This is a genomic window from Gilliamella apis (assembly GCF_030758615.1).
GTDB lineage: Bacteria > Pseudomonadota > Gammaproteobacteria > Enterobacterales > Orbaceae > Gilliamella > Gilliamella apis_A.
On record NZ_CP132381.1, the window covers coordinates 473,692 to 485,798 of the forward strand.

The 12,107-nt window shown below is 34.7% G+C and carries 12 protein-coding genes; 5 read left to right on the forward strand and 7 right to left on the reverse strand.

All coding sequences use genetic code 11. The annotated features are described in order from the left end of the window. The first annotated feature begins 152 nt into the window (after positions 1-152). On the forward strand, positions 153-1,742 hold the full coding sequence (locus RAM17_RS02265; protein WP_110448627.1) for a PTS transporter subunit EIIC: 1,590 nt from the start codon (positions 153-155) through the stop codon (positions 1,740-1,742). A gap of 118 nt (positions 1,743-1,860) precedes the next feature. On the opposite strand, the gene folP is transcribed toward RAM17_RS02265, so the two are convergent. From folP to rlmE, 3 genes are all read right to left on the reverse strand, one after another. Beyond that, positions 1,861-2,700 carry a dihydropteroate synthase gene (folP, locus tag RAM17_RS02270; RefSeq protein WP_110448626.1) on the reverse strand — a complete coding sequence of 280 codons (840 nt, stop codon included), beginning with the start codon at positions 2,698-2,700 and terminating at the stop codon, positions 1,861-1,863. A 152-nt stretch (positions 2,701-2,852) separates the two neighbouring features. Then, on the reverse strand, positions 2,853-4,733 hold the full coding sequence (gene ftsH / locus RAM17_RS02275; protein WP_110448625.1) for an ATP-dependent zinc metalloprotease FtsH: 1,881 nt from the start codon (positions 4,731-4,733) through the stop codon (positions 2,853-2,855). 75 nt (positions 4,734-4,808) lie between these two features. Continuing rightward, complete coding sequence (rlmE, locus tag RAM17_RS02280; RefSeq protein WP_065578175.1) at positions 4,809-5,435, reverse strand: 23S rRNA (uridine(2552)-2'-O)-methyltransferase RlmE; 627 nt, start codon at positions 5,433-5,435, stop codon at positions 4,809-4,811. Between the two features lie 98 nt (positions 5,436-5,533). Here rlmE and yhbY point away from each other — a divergent pair, with 98 nt between their 5' ends. Then, positions 5,534-5,827, forward strand: a complete 294-nt coding sequence (gene yhbY / locus RAM17_RS02285; RefSeq protein ID WP_065614154.1) for a ribosome assembly RNA-binding protein YhbY — start codon at positions 5,534-5,536, stop codon at positions 5,825-5,827. A 40-nt stretch (positions 5,828-5,867) separates the two neighbouring features. On the opposite strand, the gene greA is transcribed toward yhbY, so the two are convergent. Continuing rightward, the gene (greA, locus tag RAM17_RS02290) at positions 5,868-6,344 is read right to left on the reverse strand and encodes a transcription elongation factor GreA (protein WP_065578173.1); all 477 of its coding nucleotides are present in this window, start codon (positions 6,342-6,344) and stop codon (positions 5,868-5,870) included. Positions 6,345-6,655: 311 nt separating this feature from the next. Here greA and RAM17_RS02295 point away from each other — a divergent pair, with 311 nt between their 5' ends. Genes RAM17_RS02295 through hslO form a run of 3 tightly spaced genes read left to right on the forward strand, consistent with a single transcriptional unit; the run spans position 6,656 to position 9,515 of the window. Beyond that, positions 6,656-8,191, forward strand: a complete 1,536-nt coding sequence (locus tag RAM17_RS02295) for a hypothetical protein (protein ID WP_110448624.1) — start codon at positions 6,656-6,658, stop codon at positions 8,189-8,191. Positions 8,192-8,251: 60 nt separating this feature from the next. After that, positions 8,252-8,650 (forward strand): ribosome-associated heat shock protein Hsp15, encoded by a 399-nt coding sequence (gene hslR / locus RAM17_RS02300; RefSeq protein WP_065578171.1) that lies wholly within the window; start codon positions 8,252-8,254, stop codon positions 8,648-8,650. Next, the gene (hslO, locus tag RAM17_RS02305) at positions 8,622-9,515 is read left to right on the forward strand and encodes an Hsp33 family molecular chaperone HslO (RefSeq protein WP_065650719.1); all 894 of its coding nucleotides are present in this window, start codon (positions 8,622-8,624) and stop codon (positions 9,513-9,515) included. Before hslR ends, hslO begins: the two co-directional genes overlap by 29 nt. Before the next feature lie 216 nt (positions 9,516-9,731). Here the strand turns inward: hslO and tsaA are convergent, their stop codons facing one another. The 3 genes from tsaA to RAM17_RS02320 form a co-directional block, all read right to left on the reverse strand. Then, entirely contained in the window at positions 9,732-10,442 is a 711-nt protein-coding gene (gene tsaA, locus RAM17_RS02310) for a tRNA (N6-threonylcarbamoyladenosine(37)-N6)-methyltransferase TrmO (RefSeq protein WP_372339517.1), read from the reverse strand. 84 nt (positions 10,443-10,526) lie between these two features. Continuing rightward, positions 10,527-11,426 (reverse strand): MetQ/NlpA family lipoprotein, encoded by a 900-nt coding sequence (locus tag RAM17_RS02315; protein ID WP_110448622.1) that lies wholly within the window; start codon positions 11,424-11,426, stop codon positions 10,527-10,529. Positions 11,427-11,440: 14 nt separating this feature from the next. Continuing rightward, a complete protein-coding gene (locus RAM17_RS02320) occupies positions 11,441-12,082 on the reverse strand; it encodes a methionine ABC transporter permease (RefSeq protein WP_110448643.1) in 642 nt (213 codons plus the stop codon). Between the last annotated feature and the right edge of the window lie 25 nt (positions 12,083-12,107).

Genomic DNA, 12,107 nt, shown 5'->3' on the forward strand with positions numbered 1-12,107 from the left:
TTTTTCCGTTAATAAAGCTATATAAATTAATTTTTTATTAAAATTATGTGAACTAGATCTCTTTAAATTAAATTTGTTTACATATAAAATTATTTTTGTGAACTATTTGAGACGTTCACTGTGTCTTTTAATAAAAAATAGGGTTAACTACAATGAAAAGTACTTTTTTTAGTGTATTGCAACGGGTTGGTCGCTCTTTTATGTTACCTATTGCTCTTCTTCCTGTGGCTGGATTAATGTTAGGTATAGGAGCGTCATTTACCAATGAAACAACAATTGTGTCCTATGGATTACAAAGCTTTTTAGGCGAAGGAACTTTGTTACATGCTTTTTTAACCATCATGAAAAATGCGGGTAGTGTAATATTTTCTAATCTGCCTATTCTTTTTGCTATTGGGGTAGCAATGGGAATGGCAAAACAAGAAAAAGAGGTTGCAGCAATATCTGGTGCGGTAGGCTTTTTTATTATGCATTCAACTATTCATGCGCTATTAGAGCTAAAAGGACTCTTAAAAGAAGGTGCCTTACCAGATGGTTCTTTAGGTGATGCGGTTGGCATTCAAACTCTACAAATGGGCGTTTTTGGTGGTGTTATTGTTGGATTAGGTGTAGCAGCTTTACATAATCGGTATTATCGAATTGAGTTACCTGCTATTTTATCATTCTTTGGTGGTTCGCGCTTTGTTCCTATTGTTACAGCATTCGTTTATTTATTTGTCGGTATTTTAATGTTTTATATTTGGCCTTCTATCCAATATGGAATTTTATTATTAGGCAAATTAGTCAATGAATCGGGCTATGCAGGTACATTTATTTATGGATTTATTGAGCGAGCTTTAATTCCATTTGGTTTGCATCATGTATTTTATATGCCATTCTGGCAGACTGGAGTTGGTGGTACGGCAATGATTGATGGCAATCTTATTGCTGGAGCACAAAATATTTTCTTTGCTCAACTTGCTAGTCCAAATACAACTGAATTTTCAGTTGAAGCCACACGCTTTATGGCGGGTAAATTTCCATTTTATTTATTTGGTATTCCTGGTGCTGCATTGGCTATTTATCGTACAGCTAAACCACAAAATCGCAAAATGGTCTTAGGTCTACTAGTTTCTGCAACTTTAACGGCTATTTTGACTGGGATTACTGAACCAATTGAGTTTTCTTTCTTATTTGCTGGTCCTTTACTCTACTTTATTCATTGTTTGTATGCTGGTTTATCTTTTATGCTTTGTCATATTTTCGATGTTGGTGTAGGGCAAACATTCTCTGGAAGTTTAATTGATTTTGTATTATTTGGTGTTTTACAAGGAAATAGTAAAACACATTGGGTTAATGTTATTCTGATTGGTCTTCCATTGTTCCCAATATACTACTTTACATTTAGTTACTTGATCAAAAAATTTAATTTTAAAACTCCAGGTCGAGAAGACGATAACGAGGAAACTAAATTATATACCAAAAAAGATGTTGAAAATGCGAAGAAAGCTAAAAATAACAATGAGCTATCAAGTATTATATTAGATGGATTAGGTGGCAAAGAAAACATTACTTATGTAGATTGTTGTGCCACAAGATTGAGAATTTCTGTACATGATAATCAATTAGTTGATAAAGATATTTTAAAATCAACTGGAGCAAAAGGTGTAATTATTAATGGCCAAGGTATTCAAGTTATTTATGGTCCTCATGTGACAGTAATTAAATCACACTTAGAAGAATATATGGCAACCCTAAAATAATATAACTTTTGTATTACTCGTTCATTTCGGAGTAGTTTAACCAATCTAAATAGTTAGCCGTTTTAGACAATCTTTAACGGCTAGCTATTTAAATAACAATAAGAAGAAATTCTACAGACTAAAATGATTGTTCTGCTAATGTGGCTTGCACTATTCGCATGGCATCGAAGGTTTCTTTGACATCATGAACACGGATAATTTGCGCTCCTTTCATTGCTGCAATAACTGCACAAGAAACACTACCTAATACACGTTCTTTAGGGGGAACATTTAGCACTTGCCCGACCATCGATTTTCTTGACATGCCAACCAAAATAGGCAAATTGAAGTGATGGAATTTTTCCAGTGTAGCCAATAGACGATAGTTATGGGCTAACGTTTTGCCAAATCCGAAGCCTGGATCAAGGATGATTTTTTCCCGAGCAATGTCAGCAGTTACACATCGTTGAATATGTTCAGTAAAAAATGAATCGACTTCTTGATAGATATCTTGTTGGTAATGAGGTGCATTTTGCATCGTTTTGGGATCACCTTGCATATGCATAATACATACTGGTAATTCCGTTTTTTGTGCTGCTTGTAATGCTCCAGGTAAAGTTAATGCCCGAATATCATTAATTAAATGTGCACCAGCTTTAGCCGCTTCTGTGATGACCTCTGGTTTTGATGTATCAACTGAAATCCAAACGTCAAAATAGCGAGCAATTTTTTCCACTAACGGTATAACCCGATCAAGTTCTTCACTGGTTGAAACATCAGCAGCACCAGGTCGAGTTGATTCTCCGCCAACATCAATAAAGGTTGCCCCAGCTTGAATCATATTATCAACTCGCCGCATAGCATCATCAAGATTGTTGTAATTACCGCCATCAGAAAAAGAATCTGGCGTCATATTAACAATTCCCATTACTTGAGGAAAAGAGAGATCCATTACGTGATTTTGAAAACGAATTTCCATGATTTTAGGCCTTATTTTATTAATATTTTTAATGCTAATTGCACTGTTGCAATGCTGAAGTATGATTGTTAGTACTGGTTTATTATTTTACAAAATTAATTGCTGTTGGATGATAAAAAACGCGCCGAAGCGCGTTTTAGATTTAGTCGTAATTAATTTTCTGATTGAGGTGGTATGTCTGTTCCCTCATTTGGTATCTCTTTTGCTGCTTGTTCATCACTTTCAGTCCAATCTTCTGGAGCAGTAATTGGTCTACGAGCAATCAAATCAGCAACTTGTTTTGCGCCAATGGTTTCGTATTTCATTAATGCATCTTTCATCGCATGAAGTACGTCCATATTTTCAGTTAAAATTTTACGTGCTCGTTCAAAGTTACGATCGATAATTTTTTTAACTTCTTCATCAATAATTCGCGCTGTTTCATCAGAGATATCTTTTGGTCGTCCATAAGATGAATTATCATCCATTTCATAAAATAACGGACCTAAACGATCAGAAAAGCCCCATTGGGTAACCATTGCTCTGGCATATTGAGTGGCAACTTTAATATCGTTTGATGCTCCTGTTGAAACTTTATCAACACCATAAATCAGTTCTTCGGCAAGACGCCCACCATATAGTGTGGCAATATCACCTTCTAGTTTTTCTCGGCTTTCACTAACCCGATCACCTTCAGGCAAGAAGAACGTTACCCCTAATGCTCGGCCACGGGGGATGATAGTTACTTTATGGATTGGATCATGATCAGGCATTAAATAACCGATAATGGCGTGCCCAGCCTCATGATAAGCGGTTGAGATAAGTTGCTCTTGTGTCATGGTTAACGAACGTCGCTCTGTACCCATATTGATCTTATCTTTAGCTTCTTCAAATTCGTCCATAGTGACTAAACGTTTGTTACGACGAGCTGCAAATAGTGCTGCCTCATTGACTAGGTTAGCCAATTCTGCACCAGAATAACCTGGGGTACCACGAGCAAGCACCGATAAATTAACATCAGAACCAAGTGGCACTTTTTGCACATGAACTGCTAGAATTTGTTCACGACCTTTCATATCCGGTAAGCCAATTTGTACTTGGCGGTCAAAACGGCCAGGACGAAGTAAGGCTGGATCTAGAATATCAACACGGTTGGTTGCCGCAATAATGATAATGCCACTATTAGCTTCGAAACCATCCATTTCAACTAACATTTGGTTAAGAGTTTGTTCGCGTTCGTCATGGCCACCCATTGAGCCGGCACCACGTTTACGACCAACAGCATCGATTTCATCAATAAAGATAATACATGGTGAATGTTTACGTGCTTGTTCAAATAGATCACGGACACGTGAAGCACCCACCCCAACAAACATTTCAACAAAGTCTGAACCAGAAATACTAAAGAAAGGAACATTTGCTTCACCAGCGATGGCTTTAGCTAGTAATGTTTTACCGGTACCTGGCGGTCCAACCATTAAAATACCTTTTGGAATACGACCACCAAGTTTTTGATATTTTCCAGGATCTCTTAAAAAATCGACAACTTCGGTAACTTCTTGTTTCGCTTCTTCACTACCTGCAACATCGCTAAATTTAGTCTTAACTTGGTCAGGTGTTAACATTTTAGCTTTACTTTTGCCTACCGACATTGGCCCACCTTTACCACCGCCTTGCATCTGGCGCATGATAAAGAACCAGAAACCAAGTAGTAAAATAATCGGGAACCAAGAGATTAAAATGTTAACTAATAAGCTTGGTTTTTCGTCTGGGCTACCATAGACCGCAACATCATTTAATACCAAATTATCAACTAACTTTTCATCAAAATAAGGTATATAGGTAACATAACTATTGCTACCTTTAGTAGTAGCAACAATTTCGCGACCATTTATATGCACTTCTTTAAGTTTGCCACCCGTTACATCCGCATTAAATTTGGTGTAATCGACTTGAGGGCCGCTATTGGATATTGAGCTGAATTGACTGAAGACAGCAATCAATACGACGGCGATAACACCCCAGATCAGTAAATTCTTTACCATGTCGTTCAAAAGAAAAACCTCTCATAAAATTAATAGTTACGACTAAAATTAACCAAGTATGGTACTACAAAATTGTACGGCTGGCTACTTCATCCCCATTGCTACAATATATACTTCTCGAGACCTAGCTCGCGAAGCTTCAGGCTTACGAATTTTGACTGTTTTAAACAGTGATCTTACTGTTTTTAGATACTCTTCAAAACCTTCGCCTTGGAATACTTTAACGATAAAACTCCCATTTGGAGCAAGAACGTCTTTACACATATCTAATGCCAGTTCAACTAAATACATAGCTCTTGGTATATCAACGGCAGGTTGTCCACTCATATTTGGTGCCATGTCAGACATAACAACTTGTACTTTTTCTTCACCAACTCGCTCAAGTAGGGCATTTAATACCGCTTCATCACGAAAATCACCTTGCAGAAAGTCAACGCCAACGATGGGATCCATCGGTAATAAATCACAGGCAATAATTCGCCCTTTATTTCCAATGAGTGATGCAACATATTGTGACCATCCTCCCGGTGCAGCGCCTAAATCCACCACAGTAATTCCCGGTTTGAATAATTTGTCACTTTTTTGTATTTCTTCTAATTTAAACCATGCTCTGGATCTCAGGCCTTTTTTTTGTGCTTGTTGCACAAAACGATCGTTAAAATGTTCATTAAGCCAACGAGTAGAGCTTGCTGAGCGTTTTTTGTTACTCACAGAGAATAAATCCTTAATGTAATGAGGTCACTTCAATTGATTACAAATATATATAAGGGTAGAATAGCAAAATTACAACTTAATGTGATAAAAAATTAATGAATTTATCGAATAAACAAAAACAGTATTTAAAAAGTGAAGCTCATCATTTAAAACCGATAGTGATGATTGGGGCTAATGGATTTACCGAAGGTGTGCTAGCAGAAATTGAAAATGCCTTAAATTTCCATGAGTTAATAAAAGTTAAAGTATCCGCTGAAGATCGTGAAACTAAAAAGTTAATTTGTGAAGCAATCATCCGCGAAACCAAAGCTTTAGCAGTTCAACAGGTGGGTTCTATTTTTACGATATACAGACCGAGTGAAGATAAAAAAATTACACTACCAAAATAAAAAATAGGGCTAATCGCCCTATTTTTTTGCAACAGTTTAATTAAATATATTCAACTTTAACAATATCGAATTCAACATCACCGCCTGGTGTTTTAATTTGTACTGTATCACCATCTTCCTTGCCAATAAGTCCACGAGCAATCGGTGAATTAACTGAAATTAGATTCTGTTTATAATCTGCTTCATCGTCGCCAACAATTCTGTAGGTTGTTTCTTCATCAGTATCAATATTCACAACGGTGACTGTGGCACCAAATATAATGCGACCAGTATTTTTAACTTTAGTGATATCGATAATTTGTGCTTGCGACAATTTACCTTCGATTTCTTGAATACGACCTTCACAAAATCCTTGTTGTTCTCTCGCTGCATGATATTCAGCGTTTTCTTTCAAATCACCGTGTGCTCTAGCTTCAGCAATAGCGGCAGTAATTTGAGGTCTTTTTACATTTTTAAGTTCTTCAAGTTCTGCACGTAATAATTCGGCTCCCTTTACTGTCATTGGGATCTGTTTCATCTCGGTTTTTTCCTATTTATATAGTAAATAAAAAGAATAACAAATGTTCATCTTAATCAAAAGAGAGATAAATTATTAATTTGGTTTGTTATTCTAATGTTACAATTGGCTTTAGTTATATATTAACTTCAAAACTGGTTTAACAACAAATCATTTATAGCAAAATCAAGTGCTATTTTAACCAAAATCAGGTATCGTAATACAAATTCAACCCTTCATTCTAACTATTTAGCTTATTTATGAGACGATTACGATTTAGTTTAATCATCCTCTTTTCGATTTTCTGGTTGTTAATTGTAGTTGGCTATTTTTTGTTACAGACCAATTTTGGTGCCAAAATAGTAAGCCAACAATTATCAAAGCTGGGCGCCTATTCTATTACAATTGGCAAAATAAATCATTCCTTTGCTAATTTTTATGAGTTAAGCGTTGATAATTTATTAGTAAAAAAAGATCAGCAAGAAGTTGCTAATATTGGCAAATTAATCGTTGGGTTCGATAAGCAAAATTTGTGGCAATTCCATCATTTTAATTATATTAATGTCATTGATGGCACGCTAGATGGTTCTCAAATCAGCCAATCGATATTTACGGCCAATATGTTACGGTTTTACAACACAACCTTAAAATTTTCATTGAATAATGCTCAAGAACCTTTGTTATTACAACAAATTAATGGTGGTATAAAGCCGTTTGATTTGTCAAGTAAAAAACCATATCAATTCGATTTAACTGCCCAGCAAGTATTATTTAAGCAAATGGCTGTAAATAGTGTGTTACTGCAAGGATATTATCGTGATGGTATCACTTCACTTACTAATTTAGGTGGTAATATTGGTAATGGTTTTTTTGTTAGTAAATTAAAAATGCTAGCAGATGATAGTTTGGATATAGCACAATTAAAATTAAACAATATACATTTTAACGTCAATAATGAGACTGATTTAAACAGATATTTGTCTGAACTGCCAAAATTCAAATTACAAGAATTTTCAATCTTTGATAGTAATATTCAATTGCCTAATTTAACTATTGAAAAGGGTAATATAGACATAACCAATATTGATTATGATGATAATCAATGGCAGTTAAAACAAAGTAATTTTGTTATTAGTGCTGATAATGTTGTATGGTTTGATGAAAAACTTTCATCATTATTACTACAACTATCTTGTAAAGACGATGAAGTAGACATTTTAAAAGCGATCGCGGAGTGGAATGACGGTAATATCCGTTTAACTGGTAGCTGGAGAAATAATGCATTACATCTAAAAACATTATTATTAGCCAGTGTTAATTATCAGTTACCTGATAACTTCAAACAACGGTTATTACCGAGTATATTTAATCAAGTTGATATTGATCAATTAACTGTTATGCCAAGTACGTTAATCAGCACTAAGTCAGATTATCCATTTAATCTCGCTAGCTTTAATGTTTCTGGAACCAATGTTAGGCTAGTGGAAGATAAAAGGATTGGTATATATTCAGGTTCGTTATTTTTTAAAGCTAATGATGCAACAATTAATAAAATTGCGGTTAAATATCCTAATTTATCACTCAGTTTTGATAGTCAGCATCGAGCGTTATTAAGTTTTAGCGCATTAATTAATAGCGGTAAACTTGACGCAATTGCAACGATAAATCCTTTGCAAACTGAGTTTGAATCATTGCATATTATTGCTAAAGGTATTACTAGTGAATTGCTAAATCAATGGCAGCTAGTCCAAACGCCACCAGAATCATCAAATTATCGTGTTGATTTACATGGTGAAATTTCACCGTTTAGTCTATCGGGAACATTTTTTACTAACGATAATGAGTATTCTATTTATTCACAGCATTGATTTTAATAAAATTATCCTTATATCTGTTTTAAGATGTATTAAGTTTTAAATGAGGAAACGATGTATCTAGTAAGATTAGATAAATGGTTATGGGCGGCTCGGTTTTATAAAACTCGTTCCATCGCTCGTGATATGATTGATGGTGGCAAAGTCCACTATAATGGTCAACGAGCAAAGCCAAGTAAAATTGTTGAAGTTGGTGCTATATTAACCCTTAGACAGGGCAATGAACAAAAAACAATTCGTGTTTTAGCTATTAGTGATCAACGTAGGCCTGCTAGAGAAGCTGAATATCTTTACCAAGAGACCTTAGAAAGCATCACCAAACGAGAAAATATCGCTGAAGCTCGAAAACTTAATGCATTAACTATGCCGCATCCTGATCGACGACCAGATAAAAAAGAGCGGCGAACATTAATTAAATTTAAATATGATAGACAACAAGGCGACAAGAATTAATATGGATACTTTAAATCGGTTTTTATTTGATAATCATTCGGTTCGTGGTGAGATTACTCGGCTTGAAAATACTTACCAAGCAATTTTAGAAAACCATACTTATCCTATAGCGGTACAAAATTTATTAGGTGAATTGTTAGTAGCAACCAGTTTATTAACTGCTACTTTAAAATTTGATGGTGATATCGCGGTACAATTGCAAGGTGATGGCCCGCTGACATTAGCAGTAGTAAATGGTAACAATGAGCAGCAATTACGTGGAGTTGCTCGAGTTAATGGTGAAATAGCGGATAATGCTACACTTAAAGAGATGGTGGGTAACGGCTATATCGTCATTACCATAACACCTAAAAAAGGGGAGCGTTATCAAGGTATTGTTGGCCTTGAAAAAGATACTTTAATTGGTTGTATTGAAAATTACTTTATGCAATCTGAACAACTTCCTACCCGTTTATTTGTCAAAACAGGGGTTCATAATAACAAACCTATGGCGGCAGGTATTTTATTACAAGTATTACCTGCTAACGAAGATATTGAACAATCATTTGAACATCTCTGTGCATTGACGGAAACTATCACTAGTGATGAGTTATTCCAATTGCCAACTGATGAGATATTATATCGTCTTTATAATCAAGAAGAAGTTCGTTTATTTGAGACGCACGATATTGTGTTTAAGTGTGGTTGTTCTCGACAACGTTGCGAAGATAGCTTAATGACATTACCAGCTAACGAAGTTGATGATATTCTCAATGAAGATGGTGGTAAGATTGATATTCATTGTGATTACTGCGGTAAACATTATCTGTTCGATGCTATTGATATAGCAGAGTTAAGAAACAAGAAAAGTAATAATTATCATTGATTTATAAAAGAGCCACTAAGATTATTAAATTTTAGTGGCAAAGTGAAATATAAGGAATTAAACCCACAGCTAATTTATCAGAATAATTTCAGCACACCAAATAAATATTATCGGTTTCGCATAACTTTTTTGTAAAATTATCTTTACAAACTTTCCGATTAATTCCTGAATATATTAAATCGATAATTTATTATTTTTATTCGTGTATTTGTACGACTAACTAATTATCTGAATATTTTCTACAATGGCTGCATCCCCTAATACTTTCCACATTATATTGAAATGATATAGGGTAATCGCATAACTTTGCTCATGAAGACTTTTTTGTTTATAAGCTGGTCTTGGATCTTGAGAAATAACTTGTTCGATTAGTTCGCTTAGTTGTGGATAATGCTGTAGTTGGCTTTGTAAAAATATGTCAGTTTCAGATGAAAATGTTACCTTAAGTTTTTGTGTTGGAAGCTGTTGCGCATAACCAGCTATTGCCTCTGGATGGCTATCACAATAAGGTAAGTAGGGTTTTATATCAATTATTGGTGTACCATTTACTAGATCCAAACCGCCTAGTTTTAATATCACCTGCTTGTTTTCAATAATAATATCTAGTAATTCAACGACTGAGAGCCCAATATTATTGGGTCTAAATGGTGATCTTGTTGCAAATACACCTAAACTTTTATTACCACCTAAACGAGGCGGACGGACAGTTAATTTCTGTTTATTAGCATCAATATGATGAAAATGAAATAATAACCATATATGTGAAAACTGTTCTAATCCCTTAATACTCATAGGATCATTAAATCTATCTAGCAAATGTAGTTCACCTTCAGCTGCTGTTACAAGATTAGGTTGGCGTGGTACAGCAAATTTTTCAGTATAGGGTGAGTGAATGATGCCAATCGGCTCAAATTGAGATGTCATTATTGAATTATTGTGTAATTGTTATAAATGTGCTCCCATCGACAATAGTCGATGGGAGTAAGTTAATCATAGTTTGCGAATGTACTATTACCAACCACGAATAGCGCCACCTTTGAAAATTTCATCGGCTTTTTTAGCTACAGCATCAGATTGATAAGCTTTAACAAAGTTTTTAACTCTTTCATCGTCCTTATTCTCTTCACGAGAAACAATAACATTGACATATGGTGATTCTTTATCTTCAACAAAAATACCATTTTTGCTTGGGATTAAATTTGCCGGAGCTGCAAACGTGTTATTAATTATTGCTAAATCAACTTGTGAGTCGTCTAAAGAACGTGGCAACATTGGTGCCTCAAGTTCAACAATTTTATAGTTATATGGATTGCTGGTGATATCTAATACAGTAGGTAATAAACCTTTAGCTTTATCAACCGTTAACATTCCTTCATGTTGTAATAAAAGTAAAGCACGGCCTAAATTAGTAGGGTCATTAGGTATAGCAATGGTTGAATTAGCTGGAATGAAGTATGTTTCACCACGAGGTGAAGTTACTTTGACACCTTCTCCAACTTGCTCATCGGCTGCAATTGGTTTTAGTTTTTTTGAATAAGAAGAAATTGGGAAAACAAAAGTATTACCAACTACAGCTAATTTATAGCCTTGTTCTTTCATTTGTTCGTCTAAATATGGTTTATGTTGAAACACATTAACATCAATTAAACCATCGTTTAAGGCTCTATTAGGCGTGACATAATCATTAAAAATAACTAGTTCGATATCAAGATTAAATCGTTCTTTTGCTTGTTGTTGCGCTATTTCTGCTTCTTCTTGGTCTGCTCCAGCAATTACTCCAACTTTTAAAGGACTAACTTTTGCTGGTTCTGCAGGTTTGTTATCAGTTGCAGTTGTTTGTTTGTTATCACAACCAGTTAAGAAAAATGCACTGACCAGTGTGGTTATTAGTGCTAATTTTTTTATAGACATAACTCTCTCCATGATTAATGATGGGTAACACGTTTAACTATAGTATTACCTAAAAATTGAATAAAAAATACAAAAATTATTAATATAAACACTACTAAATTTGTTATTGCTGGTTTATGGCTGATGTATCCATACTGTATTGCAAGTTGACCTAGGCCTCCGGCACCTACAGCACCTGCCATAGCAATATATCCTGTTAATGTGATGAGTGTAATGGTCATACTATTTACAATGACAGGTAATGCTTCTGGTAATAAAACTTTATAGATAATCTGTAATGGTGTCGCCCCCATAGAGCGCGCTGCTTCTATTAAACCTTTCGGTACTTCTAATAATGCATTTTCAATCATCCGAGCTATTAATGGTGCTACTCCTATACTTAATGGTACAACTGCCGCTTGTTTACCAATAAATGTACCCATTAATAAAGCAGTAAAAGGAACAATCCATACAATTAATATAATAAATGGTATTGAACGAAAGAAATTTGCAATAAATGAAATAACATTATTTAAAATAGTACAATCTAATATCTGTCCCTTACGTGTGGTATAAAGCAATATACCTATAGGTAAACCAATAAGCAGACCAAAGAAGGCTGACAAGGTAACCATATAAATAGTATCGTCAGTAGATTGCGCTATTTTTATTATCATCGCTTCACTAAATCCTTCAAAAGAA